Origin of the sequence: Limnohabitans sp. JirII-29, assembly GCF_003063395.1 — a bacterium.
Classification (GTDB): Bacteria; Pseudomonadota; Gammaproteobacteria; order Burkholderiales; family Burkholderiaceae_C; genus Limnohabitans.
In genome coordinates this window covers 79,667-97,579 of the sequence record NZ_NESB01000001.1, presented here as the reverse complement: position 1 = coordinate 97,579, position 17,913 = coordinate 79,667, and the positions used below count along the sequence as shown (strand labels likewise).

General features: G+C 60.0%; 18 protein-coding genes. 7 read left to right on the top strand and 11 right to left on the bottom strand.

The window, feature by feature from the left end:
• Positions 1-36: 36 nt before the first annotated feature.
• Both rfaD and B9Z39_RS00465 read left to right on the top strand, forming a co-directional pair.
• Positions 37-1,041, top strand: a complete 1,005-nt coding sequence (rfaD, locus tag B9Z39_RS00470; protein WP_108300364.1) for an ADP-glyceromanno-heptose 6-epimerase — start codon at positions 37-39, stop codon at positions 1,039-1,041.
• Between the two features lie 72 nt (positions 1,042-1,113).
• Positions 1,114-1,413: a DUF655 domain-containing protein gene (locus tag B9Z39_RS00465; RefSeq protein WP_108300363.1), complete on the top strand. Its 300-nt coding sequence runs from the start codon at positions 1,114-1,116 to the stop codon at positions 1,411-1,413.
• On the opposite strand, the gene B9Z39_RS00460 is transcribed toward B9Z39_RS00465, so the two are convergent.
• Together B9Z39_RS00460 and B9Z39_RS00455 are read right to left on the bottom strand one after the other, a co-directional pair.
• Positions 1,410-5,060 carry a hydantoinase B/oxoprolinase family protein gene (locus B9Z39_RS00460; protein ID WP_108300362.1) on the bottom strand — a complete coding sequence of 1,217 codons (3,651 nt, stop codon included), beginning with the start codon at positions 5,058-5,060 and terminating at the stop codon, positions 1,410-1,412. The two genes, B9Z39_RS00465 and B9Z39_RS00460, sit on opposite strands and share 4 nt — an antisense overlap.
• Positions 5,061-5,075: 15 nt before the next feature.
• Positions 5,076-5,609, bottom strand: coding sequence for a winged helix DNA-binding protein (locus B9Z39_RS00455; protein WP_100147005.1), 534 nt, complete (start codon positions 5,607-5,609; stop codon positions 5,076-5,078).
• A 142-nt stretch (positions 5,610-5,751) separates the two neighbouring features.
• Here B9Z39_RS00455 and B9Z39_RS00450 point away from each other — a divergent pair, with 142 nt between their 5' ends.
• The 3 genes from B9Z39_RS00450 to B9Z39_RS00440 are packed head-to-tail and all read left to right on the top strand — an operon-like array spanning position 5,752 to position 8,613.
• On the top strand, positions 5,752-6,756 hold the full coding sequence (locus B9Z39_RS00450) for a TRAP transporter substrate-binding protein (protein ID WP_108300361.1): 1,005 nt from the start codon (positions 5,752-5,754) through the stop codon (positions 6,754-6,756).
• Complete coding sequence (locus B9Z39_RS00445; RefSeq protein WP_108300360.1) at positions 6,756-7,289, top strand: TRAP transporter small permease; 534 nt, start codon at positions 6,756-6,758, stop codon at positions 7,287-7,289. The genes B9Z39_RS00450 and B9Z39_RS00445 overlap by 1 nt, the downstream gene beginning before the upstream one ends.
• 13 nt (positions 7,290-7,302) lie before the next feature.
• Positions 7,303-8,613, top strand: a complete 1,311-nt coding sequence (locus B9Z39_RS00440) for a TRAP transporter large permease (RefSeq protein WP_108300359.1) — start codon at positions 7,303-7,305, stop codon at positions 8,611-8,613.
• Here the strand turns inward: B9Z39_RS00440 and B9Z39_RS00435 are convergent.
• From B9Z39_RS00435 to B9Z39_RS00395, 9 genes are all read right to left on the bottom strand, one after another.
• Positions 8,594-8,821 carry an oxidoreductase-like domain-containing protein gene (locus tag B9Z39_RS00435; RefSeq protein ID WP_233202634.1) on the bottom strand — a complete coding sequence of 76 codons (228 nt, stop codon included), beginning with the start codon at positions 8,819-8,821 and terminating at the stop codon, positions 8,594-8,596. The genes B9Z39_RS00440 and B9Z39_RS00435 overlap by 20 nt on opposite strands.
• Positions 8,822-8,830: 9 nt before the next feature.
• Complete coding sequence (locus B9Z39_RS00430; protein WP_108300358.1) at positions 8,831-9,145, bottom strand: hypothetical protein; 315 nt, start codon at positions 9,143-9,145, stop codon at positions 8,831-8,833.
• A 46-nt stretch (positions 9,146-9,191) separates the two neighbouring features.
• The gene (locus tag B9Z39_RS00425) at positions 9,192-9,446 is read right to left on the bottom strand and encodes a MoaD/ThiS family protein (protein ID WP_100147010.1); all 255 of its coding nucleotides are present in this window, start codon (positions 9,444-9,446) and stop codon (positions 9,192-9,194) included.
• A gap of 24 nt (positions 9,447-9,470) precedes the next feature.
• On the bottom strand, positions 9,471-10,766 hold the full coding sequence (locus tag B9Z39_RS00420) for an NAD(P)/FAD-dependent oxidoreductase (RefSeq protein WP_108300357.1): 1,296 nt from the start codon (positions 10,764-10,766) through the stop codon (positions 9,471-9,473).
• 11 nt (positions 10,767-10,777) lie between these two features.
• Positions 10,778-12,625 (bottom strand): aldehyde ferredoxin oxidoreductase family protein, encoded by a 1,848-nt coding sequence (locus B9Z39_RS00415; RefSeq protein WP_108300356.1) that lies wholly within the window; start codon positions 12,623-12,625, stop codon positions 10,778-10,780.
• Between the two features lie 22 nt (positions 12,626-12,647).
• The gene (locus B9Z39_RS00410; protein WP_100147013.1) at positions 12,648-13,124 is read right to left on the bottom strand and encodes a 4Fe-4S dicluster domain-containing protein; all 477 of its coding nucleotides are present in this window, start codon (positions 13,122-13,124) and stop codon (positions 12,648-12,650) included.
• 171 nt (positions 13,125-13,295) lie between these two features.
• Positions 13,296-14,111: a substrate-binding domain-containing protein gene (locus tag B9Z39_RS00405; protein ID WP_108300355.1), complete on the bottom strand. Its 816-nt coding sequence runs from the start codon at positions 14,109-14,111 to the stop codon at positions 13,296-13,298.
• Positions 14,108-14,812 (bottom strand): ATP-binding cassette domain-containing protein, encoded by a 705-nt coding sequence (locus B9Z39_RS00400; protein WP_108300354.1) that lies wholly within the window; start codon positions 14,810-14,812, stop codon positions 14,108-14,110. The genes B9Z39_RS00405 and B9Z39_RS00400 overlap by 4 nt, the downstream gene beginning before the upstream one ends.
• Positions 14,809-15,546: an ABC transporter permease gene (locus B9Z39_RS00395; RefSeq protein ID WP_108300353.1), complete on the bottom strand. Its 738-nt coding sequence runs from the start codon at positions 15,544-15,546 to the stop codon at positions 14,809-14,811. The genes B9Z39_RS00400 and B9Z39_RS00395 overlap by 4 nt, the downstream gene beginning before the upstream one ends.
• A 61-nt stretch (positions 15,547-15,607) precedes the next feature.
• Here B9Z39_RS00395 and B9Z39_RS00390 point away from each other — a divergent pair, with 61 nt between their 5' ends.
• Positions 15,608-16,738: a substrate-binding domain-containing protein gene (locus B9Z39_RS00390; RefSeq protein WP_100147017.1), complete on the top strand. Its 1,131-nt coding sequence runs from the start codon at positions 15,608-15,610 to the stop codon at positions 16,736-16,738.
• Between the two features lie 7 nt (positions 16,739-16,745).
• The gene (gene selD, locus B9Z39_RS00385) at positions 16,746-17,825 is read left to right on the top strand and encodes a selenide, water dikinase SelD (protein WP_100147018.1); all 1,080 of its coding nucleotides are present in this window, start codon (positions 16,746-16,748) and stop codon (positions 17,823-17,825) included.
• Positions 17,826-17,913: the final 88 nt, after the last annotated feature.

The window sequence follows — 17,913 nt, the reverse complement described above, 5'->3', positions numbered from 1 at the left end:
CACACACACTGGCGCGATGCGCGTAAAGGAAGCCTCATGAAAATCGTCGTCACCGGCGCCGCGGGTTTTATTGGCAGCAACATCATCCGGGGCTTGAATGCCCGCGGCATCGACAACATCATCGCGGTCGATGACCTGACCGAGGGCGACAAATTCCGCAACCTGGCGGACCTGAAAATTGCCGACTACCTCGACAAAGACGTGTTCTACGAACTGTTTGCCGAAGGTGCGTTTGGCAAGGTCGAAGCCGTGTTCCACGAAGGCGCTTGCAGCGACACCATGGAGAGCGACGGCAAGTACATGATGGACAACAACTACACCTTGTCGTGTGGCTTGTTCAACAGTTGCCAGCAAGCAGGCACACGCCTGATTTATGCCTCGTCAGCCGCCACCTACGGCGGCAGCGACACCTTCCGCGAAACGCCCGAATTTGAGCGCCCGCTCAATGTTTATGGCTACTCCAAGTTGCTGTTCGACCAGCGCATGCGCCGCGAGTGCGGGGACAACTTCAAAAAGTTCAAACGCCAAGTGGTGGGCTTTCGTTACTTCAACGTCTACGGCCCACGCGAGCAGCACAAGGGCCGTATGGCCAGTGTGGCGTTTCACCAATTCAACCAGTTCAACGCCGAAGGTCGGGTCAAGTTGTTTGGTGATTACGGTGGCTACACTGCGGGCGGCCAAATGCGCGACTTTGTGTTCATCGACGACGTGGTGGCCGTGAACCTGTGGTTCCTCGACCACCCCAACCAATCAGGCATCTTCAACCTCGGCACGGGCCGGGCACAACCCTTCAACGACGTGGCGCTGTCGGTGGTCAATGCCTTGCGCGCGACCAAGGGCGACAGCGCGCTTGACTTGATAGGCGCAGCCCAAGCGGGCTTGATCGAGTACGTGCCCTTCCCCGATGCACTGCGTGGCAAATACCAGTGCTACACCCAGGCCGACTTGACCGCCTTGCGCGCCAGCGGTTGCGACCACGCCTTTGCCGATGTGCAAAGCGGCGTGACACAGTACATGGCCACGCTGAGCCAAACAGCCTGATGGCTGACGGACATGCGCTAGGGGAATCGCTGAGCGTCACACGTGCACAGCCTCACACCTCGCTCAGACCCTATGCGCGCCCTGCTCCATGACCTCACGGCATCTCGTTGGCGCATCGCCTCAGGCCTGTGCGCCATGTGCCTATGCGTCAGCAGCTATGCGCTCGAAATCAACCAAGCCAACGCCGCCGAACTCGACAGCCTGCGTGGCATGGGCCCGGCGCTCAGCACCAAGGTGTTGCAAGCGCGTGAGCAAAGGCCATTTGAATCTTGGCGCGATGTGATGAAGCGTGTCTCAGGCTTTGGACCTGCCAAAGCTCAGCAATTCTCAGACCAAGGGCTGACCGTCAACGGTCAACCCCTGAAGCCTTAACCCTCAGCCCCGTAGCCCCCACCCCCTGGCGTGTGAATTTCAAACACATCGCCCACCGCCATCTCAGCTTGGGCAATGTGGCCCAAGTCCTCAATGCGTCCATCTGAGCGCACCACACGGTTGATGCCCACCGCACCAGCGTGCCCGCCTGCGGCGCCAAACGCGGGATGGATGCGACCGTTCGACAACACGCTGGCCGTCATGGGTTCTAAGAACGCAATGCGCCGCACCCCACCATCGCCCCCACGCCAACGTCCAGCGCCGCCAGAGCCTTCCCGAATCGCGTAGCTCAGCAAGCGCACCGGGAAACGGAACTCCAAAATTTCGGGATCGGTCAGGCGTGAATTGGTCATGTGGGTTTGCACCACGCTCGTGCCGTCAAAGCCGCCTGTGACCTGGCCTGCATCGTCCGTCTCCACACCGGCACCGCTGCCACCGGAGATGGTTTCGTAGTACTGGTACTGCGCGTTACCAAAGGTGAAGTTGTTCATGGTGGGCTGGCTGCCCGCCATCATCCCAAGCGCCCCAAACAAGGCATTGGTGATGCAGGTGGAGGTTTCCACATTGCCCGCCACCACCGAGGCCGGTGGGTTGGGGTTGAGCATGGAGCCCGCAGGAATGGTCACACGAAGCGGCTTCAAACAACCCGCATTGAGCGGAATGTCGTCGTTCACCAAGCTGCGAAACACATACAACACAGCGGCCATGCACACCGCCGTGGGGGCGTTGAAGTTGTTGGGTTGCTGGGCCGAGGTGCCGGTGAAGTCAATCTCTGCCGTGCGCTCAGCCACGTTGACACGAATCGCCACCTGAATTTGCGCACCGTTGTCCAGCGGCAGCGTGAATTGCCCGTCTTTCAAGCGCGTGATCACGCGACGCACCGCCTCTTCGGCGTTGTCTTGCACATGGCCCATGTAGGCTTGCACCACGTCCAGGCCAAACTGCGCCACCATCTTGCGCAGCTCTTGCACGCCTTTTTCGTTGGCGGCAATTTGCGCCTTCAAGTCGGCCATGTTCTGCGCCGGGTTGCGGCTGGGGTAGTCGCCGCTTTGCAGCAGGCGCAGCATCTCGGCTTCGCGCAACACACCGCGCTCAACCAAGAGCACGTTGTTGAGCTGCACACCCTCTTCTTCAATGCGGGTGGAGAACGGTGGCATGGAGCCCGGCGTGGTGCCGCCAATGTCGGCATGGTGGCCCCGTGAACCCACATAAAAACTCGGCTGTACCGCATCGTCCAGATACACCGGGGTGATGACGGTGATGTCGGGCAAGTGGGTGCCGCCGTGGTACGGGTCGTTGAGCACATACACATGACCCGGCTGCATGGTGGCGGCGTTCTCTCGGATCACGGTTTTGATGCTCTCCCCCATCGACCCCAGGTGCACCGGCATGTGCGGTGCATTGGCAATCAGATGGCCATGGGCGTCGAACAAGGCGCACGAAAAGTCGAGCCGCTCTTTGATGTTCACCGAGTGCGCGGTGTTTTGCAGTTGCAAACCCATTTGCTCGGCAATGTTCATGAACAGGTTGTTGAACACCTCCAGCAGCACCGGGTCCACCTGCGTGCCTGCGGCATAACGCACGCTGCGTGCCACGTGACGGGTCAACACCAAGTGGTCCAGCGCACTCAAGCGCGCTTGCCAACCCGGCTCCACCACCGTGGTGGCATTTTTCTCGGCCACGATAGCCGGGCCCGTGACCACGTCGCCGGCTTGCAAGTCCTCGCGCACCACCAGCGCGGCGTCGTGCCAAGCCCCCTCGGCATACATGCGCACCGTGTCGCGACGTGGCACCTCACGGGGGGGATGCACGGTGTGGCGCTGCTCGCTAGGGGCATCGCCCGCCAGCAGCACTTCCACCGACACGGCCTCGACCACCAAGGCTTTGCCCGTCATCAAGAATGCAAAACGCTGGCGGTAAGCGGCTTCAAACGCGGCCACGATGTCGGGCAATTCGCCCATGGGCACACGCAAGGCCGAGTCACTGCCTTGGTAGCGCACATGCACGCTGCGCCGCACCGACACCGCGCCTGGGGCACTTTGCTGCTGCAACAGTTCGGCTTGTGCTGCGGCCTGAAGCGAGGCCAGGGTCTGTGTGAGGCTGTCCATGCTGGCCGGCACCAAGGGCAGCTCAATGGCTTGTTCACGGATCACGTTTTGGTCGGCCAGTCCCATGCCATAGGCCGACAGCACCCCCGCCAAGGGATGCACCAACACACGGGTCATGCCCAAGGCGTCGGCCACCAGGCACGCGTGTTGTCCACCCGCACCACCAAAGCACTGCAAGGTGTAGCGCGTCACGTCATAGCCGCGTGCCACCGATATTTTCTTGATGGCATTGGCCATCTGTTGCACCGCGATCTGCACAAAGCCTTCGGCCAGGGCTTCGGGCGTGCGCTGCAAGCCATGCGCCATCGCCTCGAATTGCTGCGCCACCACGGCGTGGTTGAGCGGCTCGTTGGCCTGCGGGCCAAACACTTTCGGAAAGTACGCGGGTTGCACCTTGCCCAGCATCACGTTGGCGTCGGTCACGGTCAGTGGCCCACCACGTCGGTAGCTGGCAGGCCCCGGGTTGGCGCCTGCGCTTTGTGGCCCCACGCGCAAGCGAGCACCATCAAAGCTCAAAATCGACCCGCCCCCTGCCGCCACGGTGTGGATGCTCATCATGGGCGCGCGCATGCGCACTCCTGCCACCTGGGTTTCAAACTCACGCTCAAACTCACCGGCGTAGTGCGACACATCGGTCGAGGTACCCCCCATGTCAAAGCCAATCACCTTCACGCCATCGCCCGGTGCGTCTTCGGCATGGGCCAGTTCGGCCGTGCGTGCCATGCCCACAATGCCACCCGCTGGACCCGACAAAATCGCGTCTTTGCCTTGAAACACATGGGCGTCGGTCAAGCCGCCCGAGGACTGCATGAAAAACAGTGTCACGCCCGGCATCTCGGCGGCCACTTGGTCCACATAGCGGCGCAGAATAGGCGACAAATACGCATCCACCACCGTGGTATCACCCCGGCTGACGAACTTCATCATCGGGCTGGTGCCGTGCGACGTGCTCACCTGGGTGAAGCCCACCTCACGCGCCAGTTGGGCGGCCGCTTGTTCGTGTGCGGTGTAGCGGTAACCGTGCATGAAGACCACCGCCACGCTACTCAGGCCACGCGCGAATGCGGCTTGCAACTCGCCACGCAAATGGGCAAGGTCCAAAGCTTGCACCACCTCACCGTGGGCGCCCACGCGTTCATGCGCCTCGATCACCTCTTGGTACAGCAGCTCGGGCAGCACGATGTGGCGGTCAAACAAACGTGGACGGTTTTGGTAGGCAATGCGCAAAGCATCTCTGAACCCTTGGGTGGTCACCAACAACGTGGGTTCACCTTTGCGCTCTAACAACGCATTGGTGGCGACTGTCGTGCCCATCTTCACGCAGGCCACTTGGTCCGCCGAAATGACTTGGCCGGGCTGCAAGCCCAGCAAGTGGCGAATGCCCGCCACGGCGGCGTCGCGGTACTGCTCGGGGTTGTCAGACAACAGCTTGTGGGTCACCAGGCTGCCATCGGGCCGCTTGGCCACGATGTCGGTGAAGGTGCCGCCGCGGTCAATCCAAAATTGCCAGCGGGGATCAGGGGTTGCCAATGAGGTCATACACAGTCTCAACAATTAAAGCGATGCGGCAGCACGTGCCGCTTGGTCGTACATACCCGACAAGACGCGCAACAGACGCGCCAGGTCACCAATGTCTTTGTTCAAGGCCGGGTCGGCTTTGAGCACTTGGATCAAACAGTTTTCTCGAATCTCTCGGTAACGCTGCACAAAGCCTTGGCCCTCGGGCGTGGCGGCGTAGGTCACTTCCTTGCCCTTCTTTTGCGCGGCCACCACACCCAAGCCCAGCAACTTCTTGAGTGCGTAGTTGATGAGGTGGGTGTCTTCCACATTCATGATGAAACAAATGTCGGCCAACCGTTTGTCGCGCGCACGGTGGGTCACGTGGTGCAACACCAGCACATCCAAAGGCGTGAGGTCTTTCAAACCGGCCGCGCTCATGCAATGCACGATCCAGCGTTCAAAGGCGTTGCCTGAGACGATGAGGCCAAATTCGAACTCGCTCAACTCGGCACTCTGGGGCGACACCAAGTGGGCCGACGACACGATGTGCGACTTGTGGGCAGCCGGTGGGGTGGGTTTTTTAGCCATGCGAGATTGTAGAAATTTAAACAACAAATTACCGACAATTTATCAACAATACGGGAAATCACTGAGGTAAGCTCCAGTACAACACTGGCTATAGTCAAGCCATACCACCCTCGTGGGTATCCCTTTTCTATTTGGAGTTTTCATGCAACGTCGAAGCTTCCCATTCACCGCACTCGCCCTCGCCTTGTTTGCTGGTAGCGCATTCGCTCAAACCAAATGGGACTTGCCCGCGGCCTATGCAGCCACCAACTTCCATTCGGAGAACTTGATTCAGTTCGCCAAAGACGTGGACACGGCCACTGCTGGCAAACTCAAAATCACCGTGCATGCCAACGCGTCGCTGTTCAAAGCCAACGAAATCAAACGCGCCGTGCAGGGCGGTCAGGCACAAATTGGCGAAGTTCTGTTGGTGAACTTTGAAAACGAAAACCCGATTTACGGCACCGACGGCATTCCGTTTTTGGCCACCAGCTATGCCGACTCCAAGCGTTTGTACGACGCGCAAAAGCCGGTGCTCGACAAGCTGCTGGGTGCCCAGGGCATGAAGTTGCTGTTTGCCGTGGCTTGGCCCTCGCAAGGCATCTTTGCCAAGAAAGAAATCAACTCGGTGGCCGACCTGCGGGGCATCAAGTGGCGCGCCTACAGCCCCGCCACCGCCAAAATTGCCGAGCTGATTGGCGCCCAACCCGTCACCATCCAAGCGGCTGAGTTGTCGCAAGCCCTGGCCACGGGTGTGGTGGAAAGCTACATGAGCTCGGGCTCCACGGGCTACGACACCAAAACCTACGAGAGCTTGAAGTACTTCTACGACACCCAGGCCTGGTTGCCCAAGAACGCCGTGATCGTGAACAAGAAGGCGTTCGAAGCACTCGACCCTGCCACCCAAGCCGCCTTGACCAAAACGGCTGCCGAAGCGGAAGCGCGTGGTTGGAAGGTCAGCGCAGAAAAAGACGGCTTCTACAAAAAAGCCTTGGGTGAAAAAGGCATGAAGGTGGTCACACCCAGCGCCAAGCTGATGGAGGACATGCGGCAAGTGGGCAGCATCATGCTGGCCGATTGGCAAAAGAAAGCCGGGCCCGATGGTGAAGCCATCATTGCGGCCTATGCCAAGTCGGCACCGGCTGCGGCCAAAGCTGGCAAGAAGTGATGCGCCGCTTTCTCGATCGGCTCTACCTTGCCGCGGGGGCCCTGGGGGCCCTTTTCATTGCCTTGATTTGTGTCTTGATGGTGGCCCAAAGCATTCTGCGTGAGTTCAGTGTGCGCACGGGCGCCGTCAACGACGTGGTGTCTTGGTTTTGTGCCGCGGCCGCATTTTTTGCCATGGCCCACGCCTTCAAGCACGGCGACTTTGTGCGCGTGACCTTGTTGCTCGAAGCGGTGTCTGCCCCTTGGCGCAAGCGCCTCGAACTTGCTGCCTTGTGCGTGGGTTCGGTCGCGGTGGCTTACCTGGCTTGGTGGGCCTGCAAATTCACCTACGAGAGCTGGGAATTCAACGACATCGCCCAAGGCCTGTTGCCCATCCCCATGTGGATTCCACAACTGAGCTTTGCTATTGGCTCGGTGCTGCTGCTGATTGCCGTGCTCGATGAGCTGGTCTTGGTGCTGCGCGGCCAAACCCCCACGTATGTGCGCGAGGTCGAAGAGCGGCACGCACGCGGTGACTTTTCTTCCGACGTCTAAGCCCCAAGGTTCTATGGAAATTCTTCTCGTAGGCGGCTTGTTGCTGCTCATCATGTTCATGCTGCTCTCGGGTGGCGTGTGGATTGCCATGACGCTGGCCATTTGCGGCTGGGTGGGTCAGGCGTTCTTCACTGACACGCAACCAGGTAAAAACCTGTTCAGCGCATTCTGGGAAAGCAACGCCAGCTGGGAGCTGGCCGCGTTGCCACTGTTCATTTGGATGGGCGAAATTTTGTTTCGGACCAAGCTGAGTGAAGAGATGTTTGAAGGCCTGCGCCCTTGGCTCAACCGGGTGCCGGGTCGTTTGATGCACACCACCATCTTGGGTTGCGGCATTTTTGGCTCGGTGTCCGGTTCTTCGGCGGCGACCTGCGCCACCATCAGCAAGGTGGCTTTACCCGAGTTGATGAAACGCGGCTACAGCGAAAAGCTGGCCTTGGGCTCGCTGGCCACAGCGGGCACCTTGGGTATTTTAATTCCACCCTCCATCACCATGGTGGTGTATGCGGTGGCCGCCGATGCGTCGATCATTCGTATTTTCTTGGCGGGCTTTCTGCCGGGGCTGCTGTTGATGGCGCTGTTCAGCGGCTACATTATGTGGTGGAGCTTGCGCCACCCCGACCAAGTACCACCGGCGGACGCCCCCACCACCTTTTGGGAAAAAATCAAACTCTCACGCAGCCTCATTCCGTGCGGCGCCTTGATTGTGTTTGTTTGCTGGGTGCTGATTGCGGGCTACGCCACCGCCACCGAATGCGCTGCATACGGGGTGGTGGGCTCGTTGGCTTTGGCTGCCTGGAGTCGCAGCCTGACCTGGAACAACTTCTGCGAAGGCCTGATGGGCACCACCCGATCCAGCTGCATGATCATGTTCATCCTGGCCGGTGCGGCGTTTCTCACCAAGACCATGGCCTTCACCGGTATTCCGCGTGAACTGGCTGAGTGGGTCAATGGCATGCACCTGTCACCGTTGGCCTTGATCGCGGTGTTGACCGTGGTGTACTTGATTTTGGGCACGGCGCTCGACGGCATCAGCATGATCGTGCTCACCAGCGCGGTGGTGTTGCCGATGATTCAAAAAGCAGGTTTCGATTTGGTGTGGTTTGGCATTTTCATTGTGCTGCTGGTCGAAATTGCCGAAGTCACACCGCCTGTGGGTTTCAACCTGTTTGTGTTGCAAAACATGACCGGCAAAGACAGCAACACGATTGCCAAAGCGGCCATTCCGTTTTTTGCCTGCTTGGTGGTGTGCATTGTGTTGATCACGGTGTTCCCACAAATCGTCACCATCCTGCCCGACATGGTCATGGGTGTAGAGAAGTAAGCACGTCTTCGCGCCAGTATTCGGCAGCACTCAAGAATCCGTCCCACACACACCCGTTGCAGCCACGGCCACAACAGGTGGTGGGCTCGGGCGGCGGTGAACGCATGGCCAGCCCATGCTGGGCGGCCAAGGCCTGCCCAGCCGCAAACATTGCACGTGCCTCGGTGGCGTCGCGCAGGGGCATGTATTTCAAACGCTCTAACAACATCGCGAGATCTTAGCCACCACCACGTTGCATGTAGAGGTCAAAGCGACGCATGAAGCGGTAACGCTGCGCCGCATCGGCCGCGCTGAAATCAAACTGCACCAGCAAGCGCGGGATGCGCACCAGCGCGATCACACGGGGCTCGCCCACCGACCAGCGGATGCACAAGCCGGCAGGGACAGTGTTGGGTTCGTTCAAGGTGATGCACACACACTGCCCCTCGCGCTGCCAGGCATGGGCGCCGATGGCAGCAGGCAACCAGCCCAACCACTCGGCTTCAGTGCATCCCGTCTCGCGGGCAAAGGAGGCGTCGTAATGCGATTGCACAGTTGGAAAGGTTCGGGGCGCGAGGGAGTAAAGGGTGAACTGAACGTCAACCACCCGCGATTGGCGGCCAAATGGCCAGCACATCGCCCTCGACCAAGGTGGTGGTCAAGCGTTTCTCGGGTTCGATGTAGCGGCCATTCACCAGCACCAAGTGCACCAGCTTCGGGGGCATGCCAAAGGGCTCGATGATTTGGGCAATGGTGGCCTCAGGCGCCACCTCTAGCTGTATCAGGTTGTCACGCCGCACAGCGGGCGGCAGGTAGTCGGTGAGCGTGGCAAAAAGCTTGAAGGTGATCTGCATGCCGCGAGACTCTACACGCACGCCTCAACGGCGGCGGTGATCCGTGGCACCCGACCACTGCCCCTGCCCCTGGGCACACGCCAAGTAGGCGTCCATCAGGCGTGTGGGGTCTTGCCGTAGCTTGTCTTTCCAAGCGCCCAGTCGCACCTGACCTTCGACCAAGCCACGCATCACGCCCACATGCTCGGTCCAGCCCACACTGTTGCAGCCCACCAGCACATCGTCTTTGAACTGCAAGCTCAGGTGGCGACCATCGGCGGTGAGTTCGGCGTGTTCGCCGCCGGGCACACCTTGCCAGTTGCCAAAGCTCGCCGAGATCAGCCCCAGGGTGTCGAGCACGTTGATTTGCGTCACCCCTTTGAGGGCCGTGTGTTGACCCACCATGTTCAAGGCAGCCACGCGAGCCTGCTCGGCCGCATTGGGTTGGATGGCACTGACGATGGTGGTGCCGCTGACTTTGTCGAACGCTTCGGCGCAGTCGCCCGCAGCGTAGATGCCCGGCACATTGGTTTGCAAATGCTCGTCGGTCAACACCCCTTGCAAGCAGGTGATGCCGCTGTGTTGAAGAAAGTCGATGCAGGGCTTCACACCGGTGGCGCTGATCACCAAATCGGCGGCGATTTTGTCACCCGTGGACAAGCGCACTTGCAGGTGAGCATCGGTGGTGTCGTGCGCGCCGCCAGTCGGCACAATCGCCTCGACCTTGGCACCTGTGAACACCCGCACGCCTTTAGCCTCACACCAGTTGCGGATCATGCCGCCGGCCACCGGGCCCATCATGCGCGGCACCATGCGGTCACCCATCTCCACCACACTCAACTTCACACCGCGTGACGCCAAGGCTTCCATGATGATGCAGCCAATAAAGCCCGCCCCCATTTGCAACACGCGTGCGCCGGGTTGAGCCAAGGCCATGATGGCGCGTGCGTCTTCCAAGGTCCAGCATGGGTGCACGCCGGCACTGTCGATCCCTGGAATGGGTGGGCGCACCGGACGCGATCCGGTGGCGATCAGCAAGGTGTCAAAGTCCAAACGGCTGCCGTTGTCGAGCACCACTTGGCGTACGGACACATCCACCGATTCCGCGCGGGCCGTGACCTGCGTCACGTTCAATCGCTTGAAATGGTCTGCGGTTTTGCGCAGATAGGTGCCACGCTCATCGATGTTGCCGATCAACAAGTACGGAATCGCCATGCGCGAGTATGGTGGCTCGGTCTCATCGCCCACCAGGGTGATGCGGTCGTGGGGCGCGTGCTTGCGGATGGTTTCTGCGGCAATCACGCCCGCTGGGCCAGCACCAAGAATGACGTGATGGGTCATGACCTAACGCCTCAAAGTCCGAGGCGTTGTTTGGTGGCTTCGGTCGGACGACCGTCCTTGTCCCAACCGCGCACGTCGTAGTACTTGGGCAACATTTGCGGCAGCATGCTGACCTTACCTTTGGCCGGGCCGGTCTTGGCCGCTTCGGTCAACAAGCGCTTGGGCAGGCTGTCGTCTTTGGAGGTGAAGCCTGCGGCGTTGTTGAACTCGCGCTCCATGTTCCAAATGCGCTCGCCAATTTTCTCCAGCTCTTCGGTGGTGTAGTCCTCGTTGCAGGCGGCTTGCATTTGCGGTGCCAAGTCGGCCAGCCCCCACGCAAAGGTGGTGAAGATGCACAAGCCCGACGAGTCAAACGCAGCGGTCGCGTCTTGGAAGGCTTTGACCAACTCTGGCTTGCCTTCGTGTTCCAGCGGATCGGTCTTGACGGGAATGCCCAACACTTCCGACGCGATGGTGTAGCCCCGCAAATGGCAGGCACCCCGGTTGGAGGTGGCGTACGCCAAGCCAATGCCCTGGATGGCGCGACCGTCATAGGCTGGGAACTCTTGGCCTTTGACGCTCATGCTGAGGTCGGGGTGGCCGTATTTTTCGGTCAGGCGCTTGGAGCCTTGGCCAATCTCTTTGCCGAAGCCTCGGCCATTGACAGTTTCTTCCGCGAAGAAGGCCAGGGCTTGGGCCGACCCAAACTTGGCGTCGATGCCCAGCTGCTGTTGGGTGAGCACGCCCATTTCGTACAACTCCATCACGGCGCCGACGGTGGCCCCGAAGCTGATGGGGTCGATGCCCTCTTCGTTGCACAGCAGGTTGGCGTACTGCAAGGCCTCCAAGTCGTTCACACCGTTGGCCGCGCCCAAAGCCCAGGCCGCTTCGTACTCCAAGCCACCAGACGCGCCCCAATACTGCGGTTTGTTTTGAACCGTGAAGTGGGTCTCGTCCATCTTGCTGATGCGCCCGCAAGCGATGGTGCAACCAAAGCAGGCCTGGTTGGTGACCAGGTGTTTTTTGCCGTCGCTCTCGCGCGGCGTGGCCATGGCTTCGGCAGAAATGTCTTTGGCACCTTCAAACTGCACATCGCGGTGGTTGCGCGTGGGCAAGGCCCCCACTTCGTTGATGACGTTCATCAGAACCTGGGTGCCAAACGTAGGCAAGCCCTGGCCTGTGACCGCGTTGTCGGCCAAGATTTTTTTCTTCTCGGCGGTGACCTTCATGAAGGCCTTGGGATCGCGCACATTGCCCACGCCCAAGGTGCCACGTACGGCCAGGGCCTTGAGGTTTTTACTGCCCATCACAGCGCCCACGCCTGAGCGGCCTGCCGCACGGTGCAAGTCGTTCACCACCGAGGCATACAGCACATGGTTCTCGCCCGCTTTGCCGATGGACGACACACGCACCAGCGGGTCTTGCAAGGTCTTTTTGAGGTGGGCTTCGGTCTCCCACACGCTCTTGCCCCAAATATCAGCGGCATCTCGCAACTCGGCCACGCCGTCGTTGATGTAGAGGTAAACCGGCTTGGGCGACTTGCCTTCGCAAATCACCATGTCCCAGCCCGCCATCTTGAGCTCGGCGCCAAAGTAGCCACCCGAGTTGGAACAGGCAATGGCCCCCGTCAAGGGCCCCTTGGTGATGACGGTGTAGCGCCCACCCGTGGAGGCCATGGTGCCGGTCAAGGGGCCCGTGGCCCAGATGAGTTTGTTCTCAGGCGACAGCGGGTCCACCTTGGGGTCGATTTCGCTGATGAGGTATTTGGAGCCCAAACCGCGTGAGCCCACGTAGTCGCGCGCCCATTGCATGTTCAGGGGTTCGCTTTTGACGGTGCCTGCGGTGAGGTTGATGCGGAGGATTTTTCCAGCCCAAGTCATGATGTGTTCTCCTTGTGTTGGCTCAAGCGGCAGACGCTTGGTTGCCCAATTTGTTGGCCCACTGCTTCATCTTGTCGAGGCCGGTCCAGTTGGCGTCGACAAAGGTGATGGCACCGGTGGGGCAAGCCGAAGCGCAAGCCGGGTCACCACCGCACAAATCGCACTTTTGCACTTTGCCGGTTTCTTGCACATAGTTGATGGTGCCGAACGGGCAGGCAATGGTGCAGACCTTGCAGCCTACGCAGGTGGTTTCGTTGACCACCATCGCGCCGGTGGTTTTGTCTTGCGTGATGGCCTCCACGGGACACGCGTGCAAGCACCAGGCCTCGTCACACTGGGTGCAGGTGTAGGGCACTTTTTTGCCGGTTTCGTGGAAGTCGAACACCTTGATGCGCGACTTGGCAGTGGCAAAGGTGCCGTAGTTCTCGAAAGAACAAGCCATTTCGCACTGCAAGCAGCCGGTGCATTTGTCGGGGTTGATGTGCAAGATTTTTTGCATCTGTGTCTCCTGAGGCAGGGATGGTGAACACCCCTTCTCTATGAATGGGTATGCATAGGATTTTGAGAACCCTATGAAGCACCCAACCTAAGGACTAACCCTAGAAAGCAAAAAAAGCCCACGCCAAGGTGGGCTAGAGACGACGCGGCGTCAAAGGACGCAACGCATGCTTTACTTGTTGGCGTTTGGGAAAAACAAGGTTTCTCCGCCCACCTTGTAGCTGGCAATGTTGGCTTGGCCCGCAGGTGAGACCACCCAGTCCACAAACTTCTGCGCCAAGTCCGCTTTGACATGCGGATGCTTGGCGGGGTTGACCACCATCACGCCGTATTGGTTGAACAACTGTTTGTCGCCCTCCACCAAAATCTGCAAGTCTTGTCGGTTTTTGAAACTCAACCAGGTACCACGATCCGTCAGCACATACGCGCCGATCGATGCCCCCATGTTGAGTGCCGGGCCCATGCCACAGCCACACTCTTTGTAGCCCGCGCCTTTGGCGTCCAGGCCGGCTTGCTTCCAGTAGCGCAACTCGGCGGCGTGGGTGCCACTCTTGTCGCCGCGTGAAATGAAAGGCGCTTGCGCAGCGGCTACTTTTTGCAAGGCAGACACGATGTCTTTGCCGCGTGTTTTGGCTGGGTCACTGGCGGGGCCCACCAACACAAAGTCGTTGTACATGACGGGGAAACGTTTGACGCCAAAGCCATCAGCGACAAACTTTTCTTCGGCGGCTTGGTCATGCACAAACAACACATCCGCGTCGCCACGACGGCCCATGTCCAAGGCCTGGCCCGTACCGAGTGCGACGACCTTGGCCTCAATGCCCGTGGCTTGCTTGAATGCTGGCAACAAGTGGGCAAACAGGCCTGACTGCTCGGTGGAGGTGGTCGAGGCCATCACGAGAGACGGTGTACTTTGTGCCCAAACGTGGCCTGCGAACAAAGCGCCCGTTAAGGTCACACAAGCGATGAGATGCGAACGACGGGTCATACCAGTTCTCCTTTTAAAAACAAATGGGCTTCGGGGTGGCTGTGCACCAACGATTGGTTGAAAAAATGGTCGACAGACAAGTCGGCCATGACACGGCCGGCCTCTAAATAAATCACGCGTGTGGCCAAGCGTTTGACTTGGCCCAGGTTGTGGCTGCTGAACAGCAAGGTGGTGCCCGCCGCCGAGAACCAGTCAGACACCAAACGTTCAACCTCGCGTTTGGCATGTGGATCCAGGCTGGAGGTGGGTTCGTCCAGCAGCACGACGTCGGGCTGCAAGGCCCATGCCCTGGCCAAGGCCAAGCGTTGTTGCTGACCTCCAGACAAGGTGCGGGCAGAACGTTCGGCCAAATCATGCAGCCCGACGCGGTGCAAGGCTGCCGCTGCTTGCGCATGGGCACGACGCCAAGCCACACCTTGCAACCACAAGCCCCAGACCACAAAACGCAACACGCTGGTGCGCAACATATGCGGGCGCTGAAACACCATCGCCTGACGGACCGCAGGGGCTGCTTGCACCTCACCGCGGGTGGCGGGCAGCAAGCCATGGGCCACACGCAACAACGTGCTCTTGCCAGAACCATTGGCACCTACAAGGGCCACACGCTCACCAGCACGGATAGACAACTGCACATCACGCAAGGCAACATGCGAACCGAACTGCACAGAGACCCGATCCAAACGCAGGACAGCCGAGGTCATGACACACCTCCTTGCAACGAGGTGATCAATGCACCATCTAGCCCTTGGCGCCAGCGACGCAGCGCAGAAATACACACGTTGAGCACCAGCACCACGGCCAATAACACCAAGCCCAAGGCCAGCGCCAGCGGCAAATCGCCCTTGCTGGTTTCCAGAGCAATCGCCGTGGTCATCACGCGGGTGAAGCCTTCGATGTTGCCACCCACCACCATGACGGCCCCCACCTCAGACACGGCACGCCCGAATGCGGCAATCAGCACGGTGAGCAAGGCATAGCGCTCGTCCCAGGCCAGCAACAGACTGCGCATCCACGTGTGTGCGCCCAAAGACTGCAATTGCTCTCCGTGGCTGCGCTCCGCATCTTCGACACACTGGCGCGTGAGCGCGGTGACCACGGGCAGCACCAACACGGCTTGTGCCAACACCATGGCTTTGATGCTGAACAGCCAGCCTAAAAATCCCAATGGCCCACTGCGCGACAACAGCAAGTACACCAGCAAGCCCACCACCACCGAAGGCAAGGCCAACAAGGTGTTGAGCACCGTCAGCAGCGCATCACGCCCGGCAAAGCGCGCCACGCCCAGCCATGCACCCAACACGACACCGGCCGTGCAAGCGATGCTGCACGCAAGCAGACTCACCCACAACGAGCGGCCCACGATGGACCACAGCACGGGATCCACATTGAAAAGGAGTTCCAGCGCAGACCATGCGCTGTCAGAGAAAGAATTCATCGGAGCCAAAAAAGTTGCGCTATCGTAGTGAGGCTTCTAAAACCCTGCCATATGAACCCCTGTGCATAGCGTCAACCTCCACTACACCCTCGGCCATCGTGATGACAGCGCCCCCAGCAACGACGCCGCGTTGCTGCGCCATCCCCTGATCACGCTGCTGCAAGCCGTGGCCTTGCACGGCTCGATCTCTGCTGCGGCACGTGACCTGGGCTTGTCGTACCGTCATGTGTGGGGCGAGCTCAAACGCTGGGAAGAGGTGATGGGGCAAGAGTTGATCGTGTGGGAGAAAGGCCAGTCGGCCAGGTTGACCGAATTCGGCACCAAGCTGATGTGGGCCGAACGCCAAACCCAGGCCCGTCTGGCCCCACAAATCGAAGCCCTGCGCGCCGATCTGGAGCGGACCTTTGCCGTGGCGTTTGACCCTAAGGCCCATGTGCTGACGCTGTACGCCAGCCATGACGACGCACTGCCGCGCTTGCGTGAACACACGAGCAGCGTTGGCCTGCACTTGGACATTCGTTTTTGTGGCAGTGTGGACGCGATCCGCGCCCTCAACGAAGGCCGCTGCACGCTGGCGGGGTTTCACACCCAGACGCAACCGGGCATGGGCACACACACCAAACAAGCCTACGAACATCTGCTCCAACCCGGCTTGCACAAAATCATTGGCTTTGCCACACGCACCCAAGGACTGATGTTGGCCCCCGGCAATCCGCTGCGCTTGCACAGTCTGATGGATGTGGCGCGCACCCAAGCCCGTTTTGTACAGCGCAGCCTGGGCACAGGCACGCGCGTCTTGCTGGACGACTTGTTGCAACAAGCACAGCTCAACAGCGCCAGCTTGAACTGCAACGCAGACGCCGAGCCCTCGCACACAGCACTGGCTGAAGCCATTGCAGCCGGTCGGGGCGATGTGGGCCTGGGTTTAGAGAGCACGGCACGTGCACGGGGCTTGGGTTTTGTGGCGCTGACACAAGAACACTTTCATCTGGTCTGCTTGAAGTCGGCCCTGGACACACCGGCCACCCAAGCTCTGCGCCACGTGTTGCGCACCACCGAATGGGCATCGCAGCTCAACGCACTGGCCGGCTACCAAAGTGACCACAGTGGTGAGGTCCAGTCGCTGCGCGCCTTGTTGCCCTGGTGGACCTTCAAGCGCGCCAAAAAGTCAGAAACCAAGGCCGCCCGATAATTGGGGCATGGTTGCCTCTCCCCCCTCCCTCACCCCACCCCCTGTCCCCCGTTTGAGTTCGCTGTCGCATGGCGGCGGCTGCGGCTGCAAGATTGCCCCCGCCGTGCTGCGCGACATCTTGCAAAGCATGCAGCACAGCACCGGTTTTGTGATGCCCCCGCAACTCCTGGTGGGCATTGAGACCGCCGACGATGCGGCGGTCTACCAACTCAACGATGAGCAGGCGTTGATCGCCACCACCGACTTCTTCATGCCCATCGTGGACGACCCGTATGACTTTGGCCGCATTGCCGCCACCAACGCCATCAGCGACGTTTACGCCATGGGCGGCACCCCCATCATGGCGCTGGGCTTGGTCGGTATGCCGGTGAATGTGTTGCCCGTTGAAACGATTGGCCGCATCTTGCAAGGCGGTCAAGACGTGTGCCATGCCGCAGGCATTCCCATCGCAGGCGGACACACCATTGACTCGGTGGAGCCGATTTACGGTTTGGTGGTGATGGGCTTGGTCCACCCCTCTCAGGTCAAGCGCAACAACGGCGCACAAGTGGGCGACGTGTTGGTGCTGGGCAAACCTCTGGGTGTGGGCATTTTGTCTGCCGCACTCAAGAAAGAAGCGCTCAGCGCAGCCGGCTACCAAGACATGATCCGCTTGACCACCCAACTCAACCGACCGGGCATTGCCTTGGCCAAGCACCCCGGGGTGCATGCCTTGACGGACGTGACGGGCTTTGGCTTGGCCGGTCATGCCTTGGAAATCGCACGCGGCGCACACAACCAAGTCACGATCGATTGGAAACTTGTCCCATTGGTGGCGGGGGCACGTGCCTTGGCCGAGCAAGGCTTCATCACGGGCGCGTCGGGCCGCAACTGGGCCAGCTACGGCCACGAAGTGCAACTGCCCAGCGGTTTTGCCAGCGCTGACCAAGCGCTGCTCAGTGACCCCCAAACTTCCGGCGGCTTGCTGGTGAGTTGTGCCCCCGAAGCCGTCGCCGATGTGTTGGGACTTTTTCAGCAAGGCGGCTTCGAACAAGCCCGCGTGATTGGCACAGTTCAAGCAGGCAGCGGCTTACGCGTCAACGGGTAAACCCGACGCCAGATTGAAGTAATTTCACAAATACAGGGTGAAAGTTCATCCTGAAGTATTCAGCCAGATGCCAAGAATTGGTAGGATC

What these genes read in the sequence shown, in the direction of transcription:
- B9Z39_RS00455 (WP_100147005.1), bottom strand. Translation starts at nt 5,609, where the DNA reads ATGGCTAAAAAACCCACCCCACCGGCTGCCCACAAGTCGCACATCGTG.
- rfaD (WP_108300364.1), top strand. Translation starts at nt 37, where the DNA reads ATGAAAATCGTCGTCACCGGCGCCGCGGGTTTTATTGGCAGCAACATC.
- B9Z39_RS00395 (WP_108300353.1), bottom strand. Translation starts at nt 15,546, where the DNA reads ATGAATTCTTTCTCTGACAGCGCATGGTCTGCGCTGGAACTCCTTTTC.
- B9Z39_RS00405 (WP_108300355.1), bottom strand. Translation starts at nt 14,111, where the DNA reads ATGACCCGTCGTTCGCATCTCATCGCTTGTGTGACCTTAACGGGCGCT.
- B9Z39_RS00450 (WP_108300361.1), top strand. Translation starts at nt 5,752, where the DNA reads ATGCAACGTCGAAGCTTCCCATTCACCGCACTCGCCCTCGCCTTGTTT.
- selD (WP_100147018.1), top strand. Translation starts at nt 16,746, where the DNA reads ATGGTTGCCTCTCCCCCCTCCCTCACCCCACCCCCTGTCCCCCGTTTG.
- B9Z39_RS00440 (WP_108300359.1), top strand. Translation starts at nt 7,303, where the DNA reads ATGGAAATTCTTCTCGTAGGCGGCTTGTTGCTGCTCATCATGTTCATG.
- B9Z39_RS00435 (WP_233202634.1), bottom strand. Translation starts at nt 8,821, where the DNA reads ATGTTGTTAGAGCGTTTGAAATACATGCCCCTGCGCGACGCCACCGAG.
- B9Z39_RS00465 (WP_108300363.1), top strand. Translation starts at nt 1,114, where the DNA reads ATGCGCGCCCTGCTCCATGACCTCACGGCATCTCGTTGGCGCATCGCC.
- B9Z39_RS00415 (WP_108300356.1), bottom strand. Translation starts at nt 12,625, where the DNA reads ATGACTTGGGCTGGAAAAATCCTCCGCATCAACCTCACCGCAGGCACC.
- B9Z39_RS00410 (WP_100147013.1), bottom strand. Translation starts at nt 13,124, where the DNA reads ATGCAAAAAATCTTGCACATCAACCCCGACAAATGCACCGGCTGCTTG.
- B9Z39_RS00425 (WP_100147010.1), bottom strand. Translation starts at nt 9,446, where the DNA reads ATGCAGATCACCTTCAAGCTTTTTGCCACGCTCACCGACTACCTGCCG.
- B9Z39_RS00400 (WP_108300354.1), bottom strand. Translation starts at nt 14,812, where the DNA reads ATGACCTCGGCTGTCCTGCGTTTGGATCGGGTCTCTGTGCAGTTCGGT.
- B9Z39_RS00445 (WP_108300360.1), top strand. Translation starts at nt 6,756, where the DNA reads ATGCGCCGCTTTCTCGATCGGCTCTACCTTGCCGCGGGGGCCCTGGGG.
- B9Z39_RS00460 (WP_108300362.1), bottom strand. Translation starts at nt 5,060, where the DNA reads ATGACCTCATTGGCAACCCCTGATCCCCGCTGGCAATTTTGGATTGAC.
- B9Z39_RS00420 (WP_108300357.1), bottom strand. Translation starts at nt 10,766, where the DNA reads ATGACCCATCACGTCATTCTTGGTGCTGGCCCAGCGGGCGTGATTGCC.